Raw genomic sequence first — 19,813 nt, forward strand, 5'->3', positions numbered from 1 at the left:
CGCGGCCCTTCGTTCGAAAACGTAACGCTGAGCGCAGAAGAACGATTTACCTCCGGCGGCAGCCGTTTCCGGGTTTGTCAGCAATCTCGGGTTCCCCGTGGGGAACCCTTTCACTGCTGCCCCGGGGGCGCGGCACCTGATCTTTCGCCGTGCCGCCTTATGCCGCTTCGGCGCGCTCCTGGGCAAAGCCGCAGAGCGTGGACAGGGCTTCGGCGAAACGGCTGTCATCCACGGTCATCGCCACCCGCAGGTGGCCCGCGGCGGCGCGGCCAAAACTTTCCCCCGGCATCACCGCGATATGATGCGCGTCGAGCAGCGCATCGGCAAAGGCCTCACCGCTCAGCCCGGTGCTGCGGATGTCCAGCATCAGGTACATGGCCCCGTCCGAGGGCACCAGGGTGACGGCATTCTGCCCGGCCAGGATGTCATGCGCCAGCGCGCGGCGGCGGCGGAAGGGTTCCCCGACCTCCGCTTCAAAGGCCGGCCCCTGATCCAGCGCAAAGACGGCCGCATCCTGTATGAACCCCGGCACGCCATAGGTGGTATGGGTGGCCAGGTTGGTCAGATGCTCGATCATCCCGGCCGGGCCCACGATCCAGCCACAGCGCGAACCTGTCATGGCATGGGATTTCGACATGGAGCCGATCACCAGCGTGCGATCCGCCATGCCGGGCAGGGCGCGGGGGCTGATGTGTTCGCCCTTCCAGACCTGGGTGTCATAGACTTCGTCCGAGATCAGCCAGAGGTTGTGATCGGCGCAGACCTGCGCGATCCCCTCCAGCGTTTCACGGCTGTAGACCACGCCGGTGGGGTTGTTGGGCGAATTGACCAGCAGCGATCTTGCGCCTTTCGCCACTGCCGCGATATCCGCCGCCCGGGGCTGGAACCCCGCGTCTGGGCGCGCGGCAATGGCCAGCGGCTCGGCACCCGCGCCACGGATCGTGCCGGGGTAGGTGGCATAATAGGGGTCGATGAAAAGCGCGGTATCACCCGGATCGCAGCAGGCGATATGGGTTGCGAACAACCCGGCCTGACCGCCCGGTGTGATCAGCACGTTGTCGCGTGTGGTCGGCACGCCGGTGCGTCTTGTGACCCGCGCCGCAACCCGGTCACGCAGCGCGTCGGTGCCGGGCACCGCGGCATATCCGGTATGCCCCTCGATCGCCGAGCGGTGCATGTCCTGCAGGATCGGCGCGGCGGTGCGGATGTCATGTTCCCCGATGGTCAGCTCGGTGACTTTCGTGCCCTGGGCGATCATGCGGCGTGCCTTGGTGAAAACGCCCCATCCGTCGGAGCCTCCTCCCAGAATGTGGCTGATGCGGTGTGATGCTTGCATGGCGGCGCTCCTTGTTGTGACGCGCGCAGGGGCGCAGAGGCGGCGCGGTTTGTCAATCAGCCTTGACCTGCGGCAATCATGGGCGTACCTCATCCCCATGACCACGATGACATGCAAAACACGCATCATTATTACCTGCTGAGATTTCTCGCGGGCGTGCTCATGTCGTTTTCATTCTGAACCAGATGTGGCATCCCGCGCCAGACATGGCCGAGGACGACCGATGACGACAATCAGACTTCACAACACCAGGACCCGCAAGCGCGAGGACTTCGTGCCGATTTCGGCGGATGACGTGCGGATGTATGTCTGCGGACCGACAGTCTACGACCGGGCCCATATCGGCAACGCGCGGCCCGTGATCGTGTTCGACGTGCTCTACCGGCTGCTGCGGCATGTCTATGGGCCGGACCACGTCAGCTATGTGCGAAACTTCACCGATGTGGATGACAAGATCAACGCGCGCGCCGCCGAAAGCGGCCGTTCGATTGGCGAGATCACGGCGGAAACAACCCGCTGGTTCCTGCAGGACATGGCGGCGGTCGGGGCGCTGGAACCTTCGCTGAAAGGGGCGGAACACGACCGCGCCATGCCGCGCGCCACCGCCTATATCGAAGAGATGATCGCGATGATCCAGGACCTTGTCAGCAAGGATCACGCCTATGCCGCCGAGGGGCATGTGCTGTTCCGGGTGCGGTCATACGACGCCTATGGCGCGCTTTCGGGGCGGTCGGTGGACGACATGATCGCCGGAGCCCGGGTCGAGGTGGCGCCCTACAAGGAGGATCCGATGGATTTTGTCCTGTGGAAACCCTCCGACGCGGACACACCCGGCTGGGACAGCCCCTGGGGCCGGGGCCGGCCCGGCTGGCACATCGAATGCTCCGCCATGGCCGAGGCGCTGCTGGGCGATACCTTCGACATTCACGGCGGCGGCAATGACCTGACCTTTCCGCATCATGAGAACGAGATTGCCCAGTCGAAATGCGCGGGCCACGGCTTTGCCAATGTCTGGATGCACAATGAGATGTTGCAGGTCGAGGGGCGCAAGATGTCCAAGTCGCTGGGCAATTTCTTTACCGTGCGGGACCTGTTGGATCAGGGCGTGCCGGGCGAGGTGATCCGCTTTGTCTTCCTGTCGACCCACTACCGCAAGCCGATGGACTGGACCGACAAGAAGCGCGAAGAGGCCGAACGCGTGCTGCGCAAGTGGTACACCCAGGTGGCGGGGGGCGAGACGACGGCACCCCCGGCCGAAGCGGTTGACCTGCTGGCGGATGATCTGAACTCTCACGGGGTGCTGACCCTCTGCCACAGGCTGTCGGGCGAGAATGATGTCGCGGGTCTGCGCGGCGCGCTGGTGCTGCTGGGGCTCCTGGGCGACAAGATCCCCGATTGGGCGGTGGAACAGGCCTATGACCTGTCCGATGTCGAAGCCTTCCTGAGCGACGCGCGGGTCACCGCGATGGAGACCAAGGATTTCGCCGAGGTGGACCGGATCAAGACGGCGCTGACCGCGCTGGGGATCGAAGTGCAGATGAGCAAGGATGGCGTGAAGCTGAAAGCGCCGCCGGGCTTTGACGGCACCGGCCTGGAAGGTGTGTTGTGATGGTTGCCGCATCGCAGACCTTTGCCCGGCCGCGGGTGGGGCTTGTCCCCGCCCGGGGGGGCGGCCGGGGACAGGTCGTGCTGTGCGCAGGACCTAAAAGAGAAATCGGGGGGGCAATGTGATGACGAAAACCCGCCTCTACCTTTACGACACCACCCTGCGCGACGGGCAGCAGACCCAGGATGTGCAATTCTCCACCGAGGAAAAGCACCAGATCGCCGCTGCGCTGGACGCCCTGGGGGTGGATTACATCGAGGGCGGCTGGCCGGGGGCCAATCCCACCGACAACGCCTTTTTCGATGCGGCACCAAAGACCAGGGCCAAGCTGACCGCCTTTGGCATGACCAAGCGTCTTGGCATCTCGGCCCAGAATGACGATGTGCTGGCGGCGGTCATGAACGCGGGCACAGGGTCGGTCTGTCTGGTGGGCAAGACCCATGAATTCCACGTCACCCGCGCGCTTGGCATCTCGCTGGAGGATAACCTGAGCCTGTTGCGCGACAGCATTGCGCATCTGACGGCATCGGGCCGCGAGGCGCTGTTTGACGCGGAACATTTCTTTGACGGCTACAAGGCCAACCCGGAATATGCCCTGTCCTGCCTGAGGATCGTGCTGGAGGCCGGGGCGCGCTGGATCGTGCTTTGTGATACCAATGGCGGCACGCTGCCCGCCGAAGTGGGGCGGATCACCGGTGAGGTCATCGCGGCGGGCATTCCCGGCGACCGGCTGGGCATCCACACCCATGATGACACCGACAATGCCGTGGCCTGCACTCTGGCTGCGGTCGACGCGGGCGCGCGCCAGATCCAGGGCACGCTGAACGGGCTGGGCGAACGTTGCGGCAATGCCAACCTGACGGCGCTGATCCCGATCCTGTTGCTCAAGGAACCCTATGCCAGCCGCTACGAGACCGGCATCAGCCACAAGGCGCTGAAATCGCTGACCCGGACCAGCCGGATGCTGGACGAGATCCTGAACCGGGTGCCGCAGAAACAGGCGGCTTTCGTGGGGGCTTCGGCCTTTGCCCACAAGGCGGGGCTGCACGCCAGCGCGATCCTGAAAGACCCCAGCACCTACGAGCATATCGAGCCCGCGACCGTGGGCAACAGCCGCATCATCCCGATGTCCAACCAGGCCGGCCAGTCCAATCTGCGCCGCCGCCTGACCGAAGCGGGGCTGAACGTGGCCAAGGGTGATCCGGCCCTGGCGCGGATCCTCGAAGAGGTGAAAGCGCGCGAGGCCATGGGCTATGCCTATGACACGGCGCAGGCCAGTTTCGAACTGCTGGCGCGTGAGGCTCTGGGCCAGATGCCCGACCTTTTCGAGGTCAAGCGCTACCGCGTCACGGTCGAACGCCGCAAGAACAAGTACAACCGGATGGTCAGCCTCTCCGAGGCGGTCGTGGTGGTGAAGGTCGACGACGAAAAGCGCATGTCGGTAAGCGAATCCATGGACGAGGACGGCGACCGTGGCCCGGTCAACGCGCTGTCCAAGGCGCTGGTCAAGGACCTTGGCCAGTATTCGGCCATGCTCGACGACATGCGGCTGGTGGATTTCAAGGTGCGCATCACCCAGGGCGGGGTCGAGGCGGTGACCCGCGTCATCATCGACAGCGAGGACGGGCAGGGGCGGCGCTGGTCCACCGTGGGGGTCAGCCCCAACATAATTGACGCCTCCTTCGAGGCGCTGCTGGATGCGATCCGGTGGAAGCTGATCCGTGATCTGAAGGGCTGAGGCGCATGGTTTTCAACCTTGTCAAATTTCTGGCAATCTCGCTTGTGGTCACCGGGGCGATTGCCCTGATCCTGATCGCGTCCCAGCGGGCGGGCCGGCTGAGTGGCAAGGGGGGGCTGGATTTCAACGGCCCGCTCTCGGCGGCGGGTGCGCCTGCGCAGCCACAGGAAAGCCTTGCCCTGCGCGACGGGTTCGCGATGCAGCTCCGCGCCTATGACAGCGGGCGCGGTGACGCGCCCTTGCTGGTGCTGGTCCATGGGTCCGGCTGGCACGGGTTGCAGTTCGACCCCCTTGCCCGGCGTCTGTCGGCACGGGCCGATGTGCTGGTGCCGGACCTGCGCGGTCACGGGGAAAAGCCGGGTGTGCGCGGCGATCTGGCCTATATCGGCCAGTTGGAGGACGACCTCGCCGACCTCATCAAGGCGCGCCGCAAACCGGGGCAGAAGGTCATTCTGGGCGGTCATTCCTCGGGCGGCGGGCTGGTGGTGCGCTTTGCCGGTGGCCCGCATGGCGGGATGCTGGATGGGGCGGTGCTGCTCGCCCCCTTCCTGAAACACAACGCCCCGACCACACGGCCCAGTTCCGGCGGCTGGGCGCAGCCGCTGACCCGGCGTCTGATCGGGCTGAGCATGCTGAACGCGGCACGCATCAGGGCGCTGAACCACCTCACGGTGATCCAGTTCAACATGCCGCAGGCGGTGCTCGACGGTCCGCTGGGCGATACGGCGACGACGGCCTATTCCTACCGGTTGAACGCGTCCTATGCCCCGCGCGGCGACTATCTTGCCGATGTGGCAGCCCTGCCGCCCTTCCTGCTGGTGGCGGGCAGGGCGGATGAAGCCTTTGACGCCGCCCGCTACCAGCCCACGATGCAACCGGTGACCGACAAGGGCCGGTATCTGCTGGTCCCCGACATCGGCCATCTGGCGATTGTCGATGCCCCTGAAACCGCCCAGGCCATAGAAGGTTTCCTCAATGCGTTCTGACGACATGACCGCCTTTTACCAATTGCACCGCGACCTGCCCCGCGAAGGACCGGGGGAGGCGGCGGATGTGGCCTGGGCCACGGCGCTGGCGGATCTCGCGCCGGTGGCGCGGGTGGCGGATGTGGCCTGTGGCCCGGGGGGCGACATCCCGGCGCTGCTGGAGGCCGCGCCACAGGGCCATGTGACCGCGCTGGACAAGACCACGCATTTCGTGGATGCGGCCCGCGCGCGCTGGCAGGATGATCCGCGCGTGACGCTGCTGCGCGCGGATATGGCCGCGATCCACAACGAATATGATTTCATCTGGTGCGCCGGTGCGGTCTATTTCATGGGGGTGACAGAGGCGCTGACCGCCTGGCGCCGGGCGCTGCGCCCCGGCGGCATGATCGCCTTTTCGGAGGTCTGCTGGTTCACCGGCAGCCCGTCACCGCGTGCTGCGACACACTGGCAGCAATATCCCGCGATGACCGATGCGGAAGGGATCGCGGCACGGATCGCGGCGGCAGGTTATGAGACCATCGCGACCCGCAGGCTGTCCGATGCGGCCTGGGAAAGCTATTACACCCCGCTCGATGCACGCATTGCCAGCCTGCGCCCGGGGGCGGATGCAGCGCTTGCCGCGGTGCTGGACGCCGCGCAAGAGGAAGCCGCCTGCTGGCGCGCGCACCGGGAAGACTTCGGCTATCTGCTCAGCCTCGTGCGGCCCTTGCCCAGGGCCGGGTCGGCGGGCCGCTGATGGGGTTCGACGCTGATCTGACCGCCTGCGCCGCAATGTTGGAGCGGGGCGACCCTGCGCGTTTTCGCGCGGCGATGGCAGCCCCGGTGCCCGCGCGGCGGGTGCTGTTCCCGCTTTATGCCTTCAACATCGAAGTGGCGCGCGCGCCCTGGGTGACGCAGGAGACCATGATCGCTGAGATGCGGCTGCAATGGTGGCGCGATGTCTGCGAGGAGATCGCCGAAGGGGGCGCGGTGCGCCGCCACGAGGTTGCAACGCCGCTGGCAGATGTGTTGGACGCCGAGGATGCGCGCCTGCTGGACGAGCTGGTGGCCGCGCGGCGCTGGGACGTCTATCGCGACGCATTCGAGGATGCGGATCATTTTGCGCGCTATCTGGACCAGACCTCGGGCAACCTCACATGGGTTGCGGCCCGCAGGCTTGGGGCGGCGGATGAGGCCGTGGTCCGCGATGCCGCATATGGCGCGGCGGTTGCCGCCTGGCTGCTGGCCATTCCGGAGCTGGAGGCGGCGGGCCGGGTGCCCCTGCTGGACGGGACCGCCGAAGGGGTGCGGGCGCTCGCCCTTGGCGCGCAACAGCGGATGGCAGGTGCGCGCACCAGGCGCGGCGCCGTGCCCAAACCCGCCCGTGCGGCATTGCTGCATGTGGGCCAGGCGGATGCGGTGTTGAAAGCCGCCATCAGGGACCCGTCGGCGGTGGCCGGTGGCCGGTTGCCCACCGCTGATCCCGGCCTTGCCTGGCGCGCCCTGACCGGGCGCTGGTAGTCAGTCCTCCTCGGCCCAGGCCTTGCGCAGCCAGCGCGCCGGGCGCGCGCTCAGATGCGGCAGCGCGTCCGCCGGACCGAGGTCGTGGAACTTCAGGAACATCGCCAGAGCGACCGCACGGGATGGCTGGCCCATGTAACCGGCCCAGCCCGCGGTTTCGGCCCCTTCCAGCTCGATCACGCCGAAACCGGCGATGATCGTGTGCAGGTCGGTGGCCAGTTCATGCATCTCCGCGCCACCCGGCAGAAGATGCGCGACCTCTTCGAGGCGCGCATGCATGACCTCGTGGGCCAGCGTGTTGAGGAAGGTGAGGGGGCGGCGCACCAGCGTCGGGTCGTAGGTGATGAGCCTGGTCTCGCCATCGCTCATGTAAGTGCCCGCGACCTCCGACATCTGGCCGTACTGGTGGCGCAGATCGTCCGGCAGCACCTCAAGCGGTTGCAGGTCGATCCTGAGGTCGAGACCCATGAGGTCCTGGATGTTGCGCAGCACGCCCAGCGCGGTTTCGTGCCCGCCGCCGGGCGGGGCGTCGAAGAAATCCTTCGTCGGAAGGACCAGCCGGGCCTGATCGTGCCACTGGGGCCGGTTGGTGCTGACCCAGTCGAAATGGTCGACGATCCAGTCACGCATCTCCTCGCTGACCAGCGGTTTGCGTCGCCAGAACATGCGCTTCAGACCGTGCTCGGCCGCCGCCGCATGGTGAGCCACATCAGCGACCCGCCCGCCAGCACCAGGAAGGGGATCATCGCCCAGTTCACCGCCGCCCAGCCCTCGACCGCAGAGCCGCCGGAGCAGTTCATCAGCCCGCCCGAGGCCAGCGAGGCCATGGTCACGCCGCCAAAGACGATCAGGTCGTTCAGCCCCTGCATCCGGCCCCGCTCATGCGGCGCATGGGCACCGGCCAGCATCGTGGTGGCCCCGATGAAGCCAAAGTTCCAGCCCAGACCCAGCAGGATCAGCGCGACATAGAAATTCTCCAGCGCCACCCCCTGCAGGGCAACAACGCCGGCGGCCCCCAGGATCAGGATGCCCAGGCCCATGATCCGCTCCACCCCGAAGCGGGCGATCAGATGGCCGGTAAAGAAGGAGGGCGCGAACATCGCCAGCACATGGCCGGTGACCACATTCGACGCGAGGTCGAGGAAGGATTTCAGCCGCTCGGTCTCGGACATGCCGGCGGTGGCGCTTGCCCCCAGCAGATCCCCGCTCAGCCCGCAGCCGACAACGGCCAGCGGCGTGGAGGTCATCACCAGGTTCATCAGCGCATAGGAGACGGTGGCACAGATCACCGCCACCGCGATGCGCGGCGTGCGGATCAGCTCCATCCGGCTGCGCCCGCGCGGCGCATCCTGGGTCGGTACGGGTGGTTTCGGGATGTCGATGAAGAGAAACAGCAGGCTGCCCAGAACATTGACCCCGATGGCGGCAACATAGGTGCCGAGGAAGGGGATCACATAGGCATCCGCCGTCCATTTCACGATCTGCGGCCCGATCACGGCAGAGACGAGCCCCCCCGCCATCACGTATGAAATCGCCTTGGGCCGGAAAGCGTCCGAGGCGGTATCGGCGGCGGCAAAGCGGTAGAAGCCCTGCGCCGACATGTAGATGCCGGTCAGCAGCGAACCGATGAGGAAAATCGGGAAGGAGGCGGCGTAAAGGCCGTAGGCCCCCACCATGGCCCCCAGCGTACCGCCCGTCGTGCCGAGGAAGAACCCCGCGCGCCGTCCGTAACGTTGCATGATGGCAGAGACCGGCGTGGCCGAGAGCATCGAGCCCAGCACGATCATCGAGATCGGCAGCGTGGCAAAGCAGATGTTGCTGGCAAGTGATTGCCCGGCAAGCCCGCCCACCACGAAGAGCATCGGCATCTGAGCGCCCAAGAGGGCCTGCGCCAGGACAAGGATGGTTACGTTACGCTTGGCGCGGCTGTCATCAATCATGGGTTCTCGTCCGTTGCTTGGGGTCAGGGGTACTCCTGCGCTACCGGGGGGGCAAGTGTCAGATGTCAGGCAAAACCGACTTTTGCGACAGGTAACTGATCCAAAACGCATGGGAAAAAGGACAGCGGTCATTTGTGCCTGGCGCAGTGAAGGTCAGGATGGAGGCCAACCTGTGCTCTCAAAGTGCAGACCCATTGCCAAAGCAAAGCTTTGGCAGCGCCCGAACCGCCCCCACGGGGCGGGCGCTTCGCTTCCGCCCCTCGGTTCGGGCGCGACCTGTTTCGGGTGTTGGACACGGCAGCAAAGTCCGCAAGCGAACCCTCGCGTGTCCCGCACTGAAGGTGCGGTTTGGTTCCGGGCTTTGGGCGGCTTTGGTGGAACCGCTGTGCCGCGATCCCCTTGCCACGGCAGGGTCTCTGGCTAATGTCGGCGGATGACGTGCAGAATCCTCCTTCTTGCGGGCAGTGCAGAGGCCCGACGCATCGCCGTGGCCCTGCAGGCGCGGGGCGTCGAGGTGAAGGCGCTGGTGTCAGAGCCGCCGCGCGGCCCCGATCCGATGCCGGTGCCCTGCCGGTTGACCGGTTTTGACGATGTGGGGCGATTGGCCGGGGAAATGGCCGGTTTTGATGCCGTGATCGACGCAAGCCACGGATTTGACGGGCAGATGAGCCGCGCCGGACATGCGGCCGCCGCGCGCGCCGGTCTGCCCTTTGTCGGGTTGACGCGCCCCGGCTGGGGGCTGGAGGCGGCCAATTGGCGCGAGGTCGCGGATGTGGCCGCAGCCCAGCCGCTGATCAGTCCGGGGATGCGGGTATTTTCGGCCACCGGCTGGGCCAGCCTGCCGGATTACGCCGGATTTCCCGGGGCGCGGCTGCTGCTGCGCCAGACAACGCACCATGACAGGGTGCCACCCTTTGATTTCGTCGACCTGATCTTTGGCGACCCGCCCTTTGATGCGGCGCAGGAGAGGGCGCTGTTCCGCGATCTGGGCGTCGATCTGCTGATCTGCCGCAATCTGGGCGGCCGGCCCAGCCGCCCCAAGCTGGATGCGGCAAAGGCGCTGGGCCTGCCGGTGATCCTGATCGCCCGGCCCGCCCTGCCTGAGGGGGCGGAAGTGCTGGCGGATGTCGATGCGGTGCTGGACTGGGCCGCGGCCCTGTGAGCGACACGGGCGGCATCATCCGCAACGCCGCGGACCTGCAGGCCGGTGCCGCCTGGCTGGCTACGCACGAGCCGCGCTTTGCCCCGGTGCTGGCGGCCACCGGTCCCTTGCCCCTGCGGCTGAAACCACCGGGGTTTGCCGCATTGATGGAGATCATCGTCAGCCAGCAGGTCAGCGTGGCATCGGCCAATGCGATCCGTGCGCGGCTTGCAGCGGCGGGGCTGAGCGATGCCGCCGCCATCAGGGCCGTGGATGAACCCGCCCTGACCGCCACGGGGCTGAGCCGCCCGAAAGCCCGCTATGTCAGCGCCCTGGCCCATGCTGACATAGACTTTGACGCGCTGGGGAAAATGACAAATGCCGGGGCCGAAGCGGCGCTGATTGCCCAAAAAGGCATCGGTCCCTGGACGGCGCAAATATATGTGATGTTCGCGATGGGCCGGGCCGATGGCTTTGCCCCCGGCGATCTGGCCCTGCAGGAAGCCGCCCGTGTGGTGTTTGACCTGCCACAACGCCCGACCGCAGATCAATTGGCCGCGATGGCGCAGAATTGGTCGCCCTGGCGGTCGGTTGCGGCCCGCGCGCTATTTGCCTACTACCGGGTGCTGAAGAACAGGGAAGGGTTGGGATGACACGGGTATTGAACGCAGAGCGCCGCGCGCCGAAATCGGGGGACACGCGGTCGATTGTTGTCTTCCTGCATGGCTATGGGGCGAATGGGGCCGATCTGCTGGGGCTGGCGGACCCGCTGGGCGAACATCTGCCGGACACGCTTTTTGTCGCCCCCGATGCGCCGGAAATGGTGGCGGGGATGCCCAATGGCTACCAATGGTTCCCGATCCCCTGGATCGACGGCTCCTCCGAGGAAGAATCAGAGCGCGGGATGATGCAGGCGGTGGCCGATCTGAACGCCTTCCTCGACGCGCTGATGGTGGATGAGGACGTGCTGCCCGAGCAGGTGGTGCTCTTCGGCTTTTCCCAGGGGACCATGATGGCCCTGCATGTGGCGCCGCGCCGCGAGGATGAAGTGGCCGGGATCGTGGCCTTTTCCGGGCGGCTGCTGTCGCCCGAGGCGCTGAAGGACGAGGTCGTGGTGCGCCCGCCGGTGCTGCTGGTGCATGGTGACGCCGATGATGTGGTGCCGCCGCAATCCCTGCCGCAGGCCGCCGAGGCGCTGCAGGAGGCGGGCTGGCAGGACGTTTATGCCCATGTGATGAAGGGCACCGGCCATGGCATTGCGCCTGACGGGTTAAGCGTGGCGCTGGCCTTCATGCGCGACAAGCTCGGGCTTTGAAACGGTTATAAAACTGTCACCTTTCCGGTCTACTCCTGTCCGCGACATCTTGTGCCACGCTTGGGCTTGCCAGAGCTAAACCACGAGATATAGTCAGATTAAACGGGCAGGGGACGATACCGGACATGGACGGCGATTTCAGGACCGAATTTACCAGGCAGCCGGCGGGGCTGAAACACAGGCCCGCGCTGGTTTTGAATGCCGATTACCGACCGCTCAGTTACTATCCGCTGTCGCTTTGGCCCTGGCAGGAGGCGATCAAGGCGAAGTGGCTGGACCGGGTCGATATCGTTGCCGAATACGATGAAGTGGTCCGAAGCCCCTCGACCGAGATCAGGATACCCTCGGTTGTCGTTCTGAAAGACTATGTAAAACCTCAAAAGCGCGTGGCCTTCACGCGCTTTAATTTATTTCTGAGGGATGAATTCCGCTGCCAGTACTGCGGCGCGCGGGGCGATCTGACATTCGACCATGTGGTGCCGCGCGCCAGCGGCGGGGTGACGTCGTGGCAGAATGTGGTGGCGGCCTGTTCGCCCTGCAACCTGCGCAAGGGGGCAAAGGCCCTGCACCAGACCGGCCTGTCCCTGCGCAAACCCCCACGCCAGCCCGGCGCAGAAGAGCTGCGCAACATGGGCCGCAAATTCCCCCCCGGTCATTTGCATGAGAGCTGGATGGATTTCCTCTACTGGGATGCGGAACTGGAGGCCTGAGGGGGGGCACCAAATTACGTCCCGAGGGAAAAATCATGCCTGCCCAAAAACCAAAAAAGCCCTTAAGTCTTTGAGACTTAAGGGCTTTTTATGGCTCCGGCGGTAGGGATCGAACCTACGACCAATTGATTAACAGTCAACTGCTCTACCGCTGAGCTACGCCGGAACGGTCCCGGGCATATAGCAGTGGCATTTTTCCGCGTCCAGAGGGGAAAGGCGCAAAAATGTGATTTTTCCTCTCCCCGGTCAGAGCAGGCGAAAACGGGCGTCGGCCTGCAGATCATCCTGCAGTGCCACCATTGATTTCTGAGTGAGATCAACAAGATGCGCCAGCACGTTGCGGGTGGCGGCGGGCAGCAGGGCGGCGGGGGTGTCGGCATAGATGCGCGCGGCGAGGGTTGCGGCATCGGCGGGGCCGTCCCTCAGGGCTTGCACGATGGCCGCCTCGCGGGACAGCCGGTGGCTGACCAGCCAGTCCAGCCGCGCATTCGGGCTCTCCACGGCGGCACCGTGACCGGGGTAGAACACCCGCCAGTCCCGCGCCTGCAGCCGCGCGCAGGAGGCCATGAAATCGGTCAGGTCGCCATCGGGGGGCGACACCAGTGACGAGGCCCAGCCCATCACGTGATCGGCGGTGAAACAGGCATCACCCCAGCCGAGGCTGACATGATTGCCCAGGTGTCCCGGCGTGTGCAGCACCTCCAGACTCCAACCCGCGCCGGTGATGTGTTCGCCATCCGCCAGGGTGATGTCGGGCGCGAAATCGTGGTCGATCCCTTCGCCGCCGCCCATCGGGCCGCTTTGGGCCAGCCGTTCCATGATCGCGGAGCGGCCCGCCAAGGGTCCGCCAAAAGCCAGCACCGGCGCGCCGGTCCGTTCGGCCAGAGGCCGGGCGAGGGGGGAATGGTCCAGGTGGCTGTGGGTCACCAGAATATGGCTGATCCGCTGACCGGGGGTGAGGGCGGCCAGGATCGCCTCCAGATGCGCCGGGCTGGCGGGGCCGGGGTCGATCACCGCGATGTCGCGCCCGCCCAGAAGATAGGTATTGGTGCCGCGATAGGTCATCGGCGAGGGGTTGGGGGCCACAATGCGCCGCAGCCCCGGCTCCAGCTCCTCTGCCACGCCGACGGGCGGATTGAAATCATCGGGTGGCAGCATCGGCGGGACCTTTCATTTCGGCTTTCGCGCCGGTCGGGCGCTGGCTAAGGTCTAGCCATGTTCTTTGTCTGGCTCAAACGCTATGTGCCGCGTGGCATCTATGGGCGCGCTGCGCTGATCCTGCTGTTGCCGGTGGTGTTGTTACAGCTTGTGGTGGTGGTGATCTTTGCTCAGCGGCATTTCGAAGGTGTCACCACCCAGATGACAGATACGGTCCTGCGGGAACTGGCGCAGGTGCTGGACGTGGTGGCGGAAACCCCGGACCGGGCCGATGTGCCCGCTGCGGTCCGGCAGCGGCTTGGGCGGCTTGATATCGCGGTGACGCCGGTACAGGCGGCGGATATGCCCGGCACCAACATCTATCTGTGGTACGATTATTCGGGCCGGGTGCTGGCGCGGCGTCTGGCTGCGCGGCTGCCGGAATACCGGTCCGTCGATCTGAGCGATGGCGGGCTGGTCGATCTCTACCTTGAGACCGGCAAGGGGCCGCTGAAGCTGCGCTTCGACCGGCGGCGCATCTCGGCGGCAAATCCGCATCAATTGTTTGTCTACACGGTGTTTTTCGGTGTGGTCCTCAGCCTGATCGCCTCGATCTACCTGCGCAATCAGCTGCGCCCGATCAAACGGCTGGCCCGGGCGTCAGAAGCCTTTGGCCGGGGGCGCCATGAACCCTACAGCCCCTCGGGCGCGGTCGAGATCCGCGCGGCGGGCAATGCGTTTCTCGACATGCGCGCGCGGATTGAACGGCAGATGGAACAGCGCACGCTGATGCTGTCCGGGGTCAGCCACGATCTGCGCACGCCGCTCACGCGGATGCGGTTGAGCCTGTCGATGCTGGAGGACGAGGAAGCCGCGGCTCTGTTGCAGGATGTGGAAGACATGCAGCGGATGCTGGATGAATTCCTGAACTTCGCCAAGGGCGCGGCAGAGGGCGAGCCGGAGCGGGTGGACCCCCATGCCCTGATGGCCGAGGTGGTGGAAGACGCCAGGCGGGCAGGGCGCGACGTGACCCTGCTGCCGCCCGAGGGGGAGGGCACCGGCACCGTCAAGCTGCGGCGCATCGCGATCCGGCGCGCGGTGGACAACCTTGTCTCCAATGCGGTGCGCTATGGCGCGCGCGCCGAGGTTTCCGTGATGCTCAGCGACAAGACCCTGCGCATCCGGGTGGAGGACGACGGCCCCGGCATTCCCGAAGCGCAGCGGGTGGAAGCGGTCAAACCCTTCAGCCGCCTTGACCCCGCGCGCAACCAGGACAAGGGCAGCGGCGTGGGGCTGGGCCTGGCGATTGCCACGGATATCGCCCGCGCACATGGCGGCGTGCTGCGGCTGGGGGAATCGACGCGGCTGGGCGGATTGCGCGCGGATATCGTGATCGCGCGCTAGCAGGCGGGCAGAGACTTCGCGCCCGCCGAAGCGGCAATGGCACCCATGGGGCGCAACAGGCCTTGCATGGAAATTTGACAGGTCCCGATTTCACGGTGTTAGACAGATGCATCCGCCCTCGTGGGATGGCGGAATTTTTACAAAAGCCATTTAGCGCCCGCCCCCTGACCCGGGGTGGTGCCCGTGAACGGGAGCCTGCCCATGATCATTCACCGCATGTCGCAATATGCGTTGTTTCTTATATCCGCACTTGCCGCGCATCCGGCGGGCGCAGAGGATGTGTTTTACGAAGGTGTCAATATTTCTGACTACGATGTGTCGCGACCCGATCTGTGGGTGGATGACGATACTGTTCTGAACGGCAATCTCTGTGTCGGCTGGCGATGCCTCTTTGCCGAAAGTTTTTCGGCTGAGAGCGTGATGAAACTCAAGGCCACGGAAACCTCCATCTATTTTGACGATCAGCCCTGGATTTCAGGGTATCCGTCCCGCGACTGGCGCCTGATGGTCAATGACAGCGCGCTGACCAGCGCGGGCGGCATTGACCGATTTTCCATCGAAGATATTGATGCGGGCACCGTGCCCTTTACCGTTGCGGGCGGTGCGCCGGACAATGCGCTTTGGGTTGCCGATACCGGTCAGGTCGGCTTTGGCACCATGCTGCCTCAATCCATGCTGCACGCGGCCGGGCTTTTTGGCCCCGGACTGCGGCTGCAGCAGATCGGCAGCGGTGGCATGTTGCCGGCCCAGACCTGGGAGGTCAAAGGCCAGACCATATTCTCCATCAATGACATCACCGCCGCCACGATACCGTTTCAGATCGACCGCAATGCGCCCAGCTTTGCGTTCCATATCGACGAAAGCGGATTTGTCGGTCTCGGCACCAGCTTGCCCCAGGAGTTGCTGCACATCCGTTCGGACGCGGCCGACACCGACGCCTTTGCATTGTTCGAAGCGGTGGGAACAGGCTCCGACGCGGCCTTCCGCCTCAAGCAGAACGGGGTGACCCCCACCACCTGGGAATTCCGCAACCAGCAGGATTCAGGCCGGTTGAATGTCGGGCTGGCCGGGGGGAACACGCCGTTCAAGATCGACAATGCTGCCAACAACAACCTGATGCTGCTGGGCCGCAACGGTCGCCCGGACGAGGTGCATGTCACCGGCAAGCTGGTGGTGAACAACACGCAGCTGAATGTGCCGGATTACGTGTTCAGTGACGATTACGCCCTGCGCCCGCTGGCGGAGGTCCAGGCCTTCATCGACGCGCATTCCCACCTGCCGGATGTGCCGTCAGAGGCCGAGATCAAGGCTGATGGCGTGAACATGACCGCGATGCAGATGGCGCTGTTGAAAAAGGTCGAGGAACTGACGCTGTACACGCTGGAGCAGGAGGCCAAACTGGCGCGGATGGCGGAACTGGAAGACAGGATCGCCCGGCTGGAAACACTTCTGGATTGAATCAAGACAACCCTGCGTTGAATATATTGGGCCGGATTTCTTCGGCTGGGGCATCCGTTCTGACCGGAAAAAATTCCTTTAGATTAAAAATAACATAATAAGTTCAACCAATTATGGTCAAACTTTGAAAATATGTCAAAACCGGGTACAATGTCGCGATAGTGACGAATCTGCGATCTCAGCCCTTTTTGCTGAGTTTTTTAAACAACCTATTGATGCGATGACGACAGGGGACACCATGAAAAACACAACATTCACCCAGCGCGCGGCCTTTTTTGCGGCAACCAGCCTTGCCGGACTGACGGCCATTCCCGCAACCGCTCAGGATCTCGTGGTCGACGGCAGCCTTTGCGTCGGCCTGGATTGCCCGGCAAACCCGAGCTTTGGCTTTGACACGATCCGCCTGCAGGAAAACAACATGCGGATCCATTTCGAAGACACATCGACCTCCGCCAGCTTTCCGTCGAACGACTGGGCGATCCAGGCGAACGATTCAACCAATGGCGGCGGCAACTATCTGGCTTTCGTTGACCGGACCGCCAACCGCTTGCCCTTCCGGGTCGAGGCCGGTGCAAGGGCAGATGCGCTGGTTGTGGAAAGTGATGGCGACATCGGCATCGGAACGCAGAACCCGGTCACAGAGATCCATGCCGTCCGGGGCGACACACCGACATTGCGGCTGCAACAGGATACGTCATCCGGTTTTACGGCGCAGACCTGGGATCTGGCGGGCAATGAAACCAGCTTCTTCATTCGGGATTCCTCGAACGGATCGACATTGCCATTCCGCGTGCGCCCGGGCGCTGCCTCGAATTCACTGACCATTGACACAGATGACGATGTGGGGATCGGCACACTTACCTCAGATGCCCCCCTGCACGTCAAACGCACCGGTACGACAGAGGCAAAGGTGCTGATCCAGTCCGCTTCCGCCGACTCCTCCTTTGTGATCGAACAGGCCGGCACGGTCGCGACAAGCTGGGAGTTCCGCAATCAGGAAGACTCCGGGAACCTGAACGTGGGACTGGTGGGGGGCAATACCCCGCTGAAGATCAACAATGGCGCGGACAACAATCTGCTCAAACTGGGGACGAATGCGAATTCCAGCGCGGTTGTCGTGACCGGCGAATTGCTGGTGAACAACATCACCATGAACGTGCCCGATTACGTGTTCGAGCCGGATTATGCCTTGCCCAGCCTGCACGAGATCGAGGCCTTCATCAATCAGAACGGCCATCTGCCCGGCGTGCCTTCGGCCAGGAAGGTCGCAAGCGACGGTGCGCTCAACATGACCGAAATGCAGATGGCACAGCTTGAAAAGATCGAAGAGCTGACCCTTCATTCCATCGCGCAGCAAAAAACCATCGAAGCGCAGGAAACCACGCTGACGGCGCAGCAGGACCGCATTGCCCGGCTTGAGGCCGTGGTTCGGTCGCTTGCGGATCAATAAAGCGTCAGATCCCGTTTCTGGAAAGGCCCGCCACAACAGGAGGCGGGCCTTTTTCCGTTCACGGCAATTGGCGCCCGCAGGACGGGAGAGGGGGCTGACCCGAAAGGGGGGGCGTCGGATTGATCATGCAGGTGCAGGGAAAGTCAGGTTCAAGCTCTTTCCCCAAGCGCGAAATCGAGGTCGCAGGCCGCCGCGTATCGCGGGACCGCCTGCCAGCCCGCTCCGCCGGACGTCAACAGCAGGCAAAGGCTGCATTATTTTGTGTAGCGAAAATCATCTCATCCGGGCCAACAGGATTATTCAAGGCACGCCCCCGGGCCAAAACGCCGATAGCGCGACTGAAATTTCCAACTGAGGGACAATTGAACCATGACCAATTTTCACTTTAGCGCAGCTTTGCTGGCGACCGTTTCGACGATCTCTCTGGCCGGAGCGGTCAGGGGAGAGGAGCTGATCCTCGATGATCTGGTGGTGGACGGTTCCACCTGCATCGGCGCCGGCTGCGCAACTGGCGAGGTGTTCGGCGGCACCGACCTGAAGATCAAGCAGGCCGCGATCAGCATCCTTCTGGAAGACACCAGCAGTGGCACGGGCTTTCCCACCACCGATTGGGAGATCAAGGCCAACGACATCAATTCAGGCGGTTCGGATTTCCTTGTCTTCCGCAATGTCGATGCGAATTCCGCGCCGTTCCGGATCTGGGGGGATGCGCCCGACAACACGCTGGCCGTGTCGAACGTGGGGACGGCGGCCATTCCGGAGGCGGGGCTCGGCATCGGCACACGTATTCCACAGGCAAACCTGCATGTCAGCACGGCCGACAACGTCCCTTCCATCCGGCTGACCAGCAACGGATCGGGCGGCTTCACGCCAAGCGACTGGACGATCGAGTCGAGCGCCTTTGAATTTGCCATAAGGCATATTGATAACACCAACCAGCGCCCGTTACGTATCCGGGGCGACGCGCCCGAGGACAGCATTTATGTCTCTCCCCTCGGCAATGTCGGGCTGGGCACCGAAGCGCCGGAGGAAAAACTGCACATCGTGACCACGGCGGCAGACACCGATTCATTCGCCCTGTTCGACGCACAGGGCGCAGGCTCGGATTCGGCCTTCCGCCTGCGCCAGAACGGGGTGACCCCCACCACCTGGGAATTCCGCAACCAGGAAGATTCCGGCCGGTTGAACATCGGCATCGCGGGGGGCAACACACCGCTGAAAATCGACAACCTTGCCGACAACAACCTGCTGCGCCTGGGCCGCAACGGGAAACCGGATGAGGTGGTGGTGACCGGCACCCTGGTGGTGAACAACATCGACATGAACGTACCGGATTACGTTTTTGCCGAGGATTACACCCTGCGCCCTCTGGCCGAGGTCCGCGCCTTCATCGACGCCAACAATCACCTGCCGGAGGTGCCGTCAGAGGCCGAGATCAGGGCGGACGGGGTGGACATGACCGCGATGCAGATGGCGCTGTTGAAAAAGGTGGAGGAACTGACGCTGTATACGCTGGATCAGGAGCAAACGATCAGTGATCTCAAAGGCGAGGTATCGCGTCTCTCTGCGGTTGAGGCGCGGCTGGCGCAGATCGAAGCCTTGCTGATCGCGCAGGCTGAGTGAAATCACAGGACAGGCCCGCTCAAGCGTCCGACCTTTAACTTGAAACAAACTGTGACACGATTGTCCCGAGAGCGCCGCAAACGCGGCAGGGTATTCGTGTCTCAGGTATTACAGCGTTTCGGGATAGGCCTGAAACATCCCACATCACTTTTCGCCTAGGGCCGAAGGGAAAGGCAGCGAACAAGTGATTCAGGTATATCCCGAAGCGCTATAGGCCCGGCGCTTTCGGCTGTCGTTTTCCTGACTGTGGCGCGCCGCGTGCCGGAGTTTTTGAAAACTCCGGGCCGTTTTCTTTGAAGAAAACGTAAGGCTGGCGGTGGCGCTTGTGCCTAAGTCCGGCGCTTTCGGCTGTCGTTTTCCTGACTGTGGCGCGCCGCGCGCCGGAGTTTTTGAAAACTCCGGGCCGTTTTCTTTGAAGAAAACGCAAGGCTGGCGGCGGCGCTTGTGCCTGGGTCCGGCGCTTTCGGCT

The 19,813-nt window shown here is 64.2% G+C and carries 17 protein-coding genes and 1 tRNA gene; 13 read left to right on the plus strand and 5 right to left on the minus strand.

Annotated elements, in window-relative coordinates:
• Positions 1-157 precede the first annotated feature (157 nt).
• Positions 158-1,336 carry a pyridoxal phosphate-dependent aminotransferase gene (locus tag PVW51_RS21165; protein ID WP_274577301.1) on the minus strand — a complete coding sequence of 393 codons (1,179 nt, stop codon included), beginning with the start codon at positions 1,334-1,336 and terminating at the stop codon, positions 158-160.
• Between the two features lie 223 nt (positions 1,337-1,559).
• Between PVW51_RS21165 and cysS the strand changes: the two genes are divergently transcribed.
• The 5 genes from cysS to PVW51_RS21190 all read left to right on the plus strand — a co-directional run bounded on the left by cysS (position 1,560) and on the right by PVW51_RS21190 (position 7,166).
• A complete protein-coding gene (gene cysS, locus PVW51_RS21170) occupies positions 1,560-2,945 on the plus strand; it encodes a cysteine--tRNA ligase (protein WP_274577304.1) in 1,386 nt (461 codons plus the stop codon).
• Positions 2,946-3,066: 121 nt separating this feature from the next.
• Positions 3,067-4,680 (plus strand): citramalate synthase, encoded by a 1,614-nt coding sequence (gene cimA, locus PVW51_RS21175; RefSeq protein WP_274577306.1) that lies wholly within the window; start codon positions 3,067-3,069, stop codon positions 4,678-4,680.
• 5 nt (positions 4,681-4,685) lie between these two features.
• Positions 4,686-5,666, plus strand: coding sequence for an alpha/beta hydrolase (locus PVW51_RS21180; protein ID WP_274577308.1), 981 nt, complete (start codon positions 4,686-4,688; stop codon positions 5,664-5,666).
• Positions 5,656-6,402, plus strand: a complete 747-nt coding sequence (locus PVW51_RS21185) for a class I SAM-dependent methyltransferase (RefSeq protein ID WP_274577310.1) — start codon at positions 5,656-5,658, stop codon at positions 6,400-6,402. Before PVW51_RS21180 ends, PVW51_RS21185 begins: the two co-directional genes overlap by 11 nt.
• Positions 6,402-7,166 (plus strand): squalene/phytoene synthase family protein, encoded by a 765-nt coding sequence (locus PVW51_RS21190; RefSeq protein ID WP_274577312.1) that lies wholly within the window; start codon positions 6,402-6,404, stop codon positions 7,164-7,166. Before PVW51_RS21185 ends, PVW51_RS21190 begins: the two co-directional genes overlap by 1 nt.
• Here the strand turns inward: PVW51_RS21190 and PVW51_RS21195 are convergent, their stop codons facing one another.
• Together PVW51_RS21195 and PVW51_RS21200 are read right to left on the minus strand one after the other, a co-directional pair.
• Positions 7,167-7,832 carry a hypothetical protein gene (locus tag PVW51_RS21195; protein ID WP_274577313.1) on the minus strand — a complete coding sequence of 222 codons (666 nt, stop codon included), beginning with the start codon at positions 7,830-7,832 and terminating at the stop codon, positions 7,167-7,169.
• A gap of 5 nt (positions 7,833-7,837) precedes the next feature.
• Positions 7,838-9,106, minus strand: coding sequence for an MFS transporter (locus tag PVW51_RS21200; protein ID WP_274577314.1), 1,269 nt, complete (start codon positions 9,104-9,106; stop codon positions 7,838-7,840).
• A gap of 433 nt (positions 9,107-9,539) precedes the next feature.
• Here PVW51_RS21200 and PVW51_RS21205 point away from each other — a divergent pair, with 433 nt between their 5' ends.
• The 4 genes from PVW51_RS21205 (at position 9,540) to PVW51_RS21220 (ending at position 12,272) form a co-directional block, all read left to right on the plus strand.
• Positions 9,540-10,268 (plus strand): precorrin-6A/cobalt-precorrin-6A reductase, encoded by a 729-nt coding sequence (locus tag PVW51_RS21205; RefSeq protein ID WP_274577315.1) that lies wholly within the window; start codon positions 9,540-9,542, stop codon positions 10,266-10,268.
• Complete coding sequence (locus tag PVW51_RS21210; RefSeq protein ID WP_274577317.1) at positions 10,265-10,900, plus strand: DNA-3-methyladenine glycosylase family protein; 636 nt, start codon at positions 10,265-10,267, stop codon at positions 10,898-10,900. The genes PVW51_RS21205 and PVW51_RS21210 overlap by 4 nt, the downstream gene beginning before the upstream one ends.
• Entirely contained in the window at positions 10,897-11,562 is a 666-nt protein-coding gene (locus PVW51_RS21215; protein ID WP_114275460.1) for an alpha/beta hydrolase, read from the plus strand. The genes PVW51_RS21210 and PVW51_RS21215 overlap by 4 nt, the downstream gene beginning before the upstream one ends.
• 125 nt (positions 11,563-11,687) lie before the next feature.
• The gene (locus PVW51_RS21220) at positions 11,688-12,272 is read left to right on the plus strand and encodes an HNH endonuclease (RefSeq protein WP_067293170.1); all 585 of its coding nucleotides are present in this window, start codon (positions 11,688-11,690) and stop codon (positions 12,270-12,272) included.
• 91 nt (positions 12,273-12,363) lie between these two features.
• Here the strand turns inward: PVW51_RS21220 and PVW51_RS21225 are convergent.
• Together PVW51_RS21225 and PVW51_RS21230 are read right to left on the minus strand one after the other, a co-directional pair.
• A tRNA-Asn gene (locus tag PVW51_RS21225) sits at positions 12,364-12,438 on the minus strand.
• Positions 12,439-12,518: 80 nt separating this feature from the next.
• Positions 12,519-13,430: an MBL fold metallo-hydrolase gene (locus PVW51_RS21230; protein ID WP_274577318.1), complete on the minus strand. Its 912-nt coding sequence runs from the start codon at positions 13,428-13,430 to the stop codon at positions 12,519-12,521.
• A 57-nt stretch (positions 13,431-13,487) separates the two neighbouring features.
• Between PVW51_RS21230 and PVW51_RS21235 the strand changes: the two genes are divergently transcribed.
• From PVW51_RS21235 to PVW51_RS21250, 4 genes are all read left to right on the plus strand, one after another.
• Positions 13,488-14,813 carry an ATP-binding protein gene (locus PVW51_RS21235; RefSeq protein ID WP_274577319.1) on the plus strand — a complete coding sequence of 442 codons (1,326 nt, stop codon included), beginning with the start codon at positions 13,488-13,490 and terminating at the stop codon, positions 14,811-14,813.
• A gap of 201 nt (positions 14,814-15,014) precedes the next feature.
• Positions 15,015-16,271 (plus strand): hypothetical protein, encoded by a 1,257-nt coding sequence (locus PVW51_RS21240; protein ID WP_274577320.1) that lies wholly within the window; start codon positions 15,015-15,017, stop codon positions 16,269-16,271.
• Between the two features lie 238 nt (positions 16,272-16,509).
• A complete protein-coding gene (locus tag PVW51_RS21245; RefSeq protein WP_274577321.1) occupies positions 16,510-17,721 on the plus strand; it encodes a hypothetical protein in 1,212 nt (403 codons plus the stop codon).
• Between the two features lie 369 nt (positions 17,722-18,090).
• Positions 18,091-19,344, plus strand: coding sequence for a hypothetical protein (locus PVW51_RS21250; protein WP_274577323.1), 1,254 nt, complete (start codon positions 18,091-18,093; stop codon positions 19,342-19,344).
• Positions 19,345-19,813 lie beyond the last annotated feature (469 nt).

Origin of the sequence: Sulfitobacter sp. PR48, assembly GCF_028807335.1 — a bacterium.
GTDB lineage: Bacteria > Pseudomonadota > Alphaproteobacteria > Rhodobacterales > Rhodobacteraceae > Sulfitobacter.

What these genes read in the sequence shown, in the direction of transcription:
- PVW51_RS21165 (WP_274577301.1), bottom strand. Translation starts at nt 1,336, where the DNA reads ATGCAAGCATCACACCGCATCAGCCACATTCTGGGAGGAGGCTCCGAC.
- cysS (WP_274577304.1), top strand. Translation starts at nt 1,560, where the DNA reads ATGACGACAATCAGACTTCACAACACCAGGACCCGCAAGCGCGAGGAC.
- cimA (WP_274577306.1), top strand. Translation starts at nt 3,067, where the DNA reads ATGACGAAAACCCGCCTCTACCTTTACGACACCACCCTGCGCGACGGG.
- PVW51_RS21180 (WP_274577308.1), top strand. Translation starts at nt 4,686, where the DNA reads ATGGTTTTCAACCTTGTCAAATTTCTGGCAATCTCGCTTGTGGTCACC.
- PVW51_RS21185 (WP_274577310.1), top strand. Translation starts at nt 5,656, where the DNA reads ATGCGTTCTGACGACATGACCGCCTTTTACCAATTGCACCGCGACCTG.
- PVW51_RS21190 (WP_274577312.1), top strand. Translation starts at nt 6,402, where the DNA reads ATGGGGTTCGACGCTGATCTGACCGCCTGCGCCGCAATGTTGGAGCGG.
- PVW51_RS21195 (WP_274577313.1), bottom strand. Translation starts at nt 7,832, where the DNA reads ATGTTCTGGCGACGCAAACCGCTGGTCAGCGAGGAGATGCGTGACTGG.
- PVW51_RS21200 (WP_274577314.1), bottom strand. Translation starts at nt 9,106, where the DNA reads ATGATTGATGACAGCCGCGCCAAGCGTAACGTAACCATCCTTGTCCTG.
- PVW51_RS21205 (WP_274577315.1), top strand. Translation starts at nt 9,540, where the DNA reads ATGACGTGCAGAATCCTCCTTCTTGCGGGCAGTGCAGAGGCCCGACGC.
- PVW51_RS21215 (WP_114275460.1), top strand. Translation starts at nt 10,897, where the DNA reads ATGACACGGGTATTGAACGCAGAGCGCCGCGCGCCGAAATCGGGGGAC.
- PVW51_RS21220 (WP_067293170.1), top strand. Translation starts at nt 11,688, where the DNA reads ATGGACGGCGATTTCAGGACCGAATTTACCAGGCAGCCGGCGGGGCTG.
- PVW51_RS21230 (WP_274577318.1), bottom strand. Translation starts at nt 13,430, where the DNA reads ATGCTGCCACCCGATGATTTCAATCCGCCCGTCGGCGTGGCAGAGGAG.
- PVW51_RS21235 (WP_274577319.1), top strand. Translation starts at nt 13,488, where the DNA reads ATGTTCTTTGTCTGGCTCAAACGCTATGTGCCGCGTGGCATCTATGGG.
- PVW51_RS21240 (WP_274577320.1), top strand. Translation starts at nt 15,015, where the DNA reads ATGATCATTCACCGCATGTCGCAATATGCGTTGTTTCTTATATCCGCA.
- PVW51_RS21245 (WP_274577321.1), top strand. Translation starts at nt 16,510, where the DNA reads ATGAAAAACACAACATTCACCCAGCGCGCGGCCTTTTTTGCGGCAACC.
- PVW51_RS21250 (WP_274577323.1), top strand. Translation starts at nt 18,091, where the DNA reads ATGACCAATTTTCACTTTAGCGCAGCTTTGCTGGCGACCGTTTCGACG.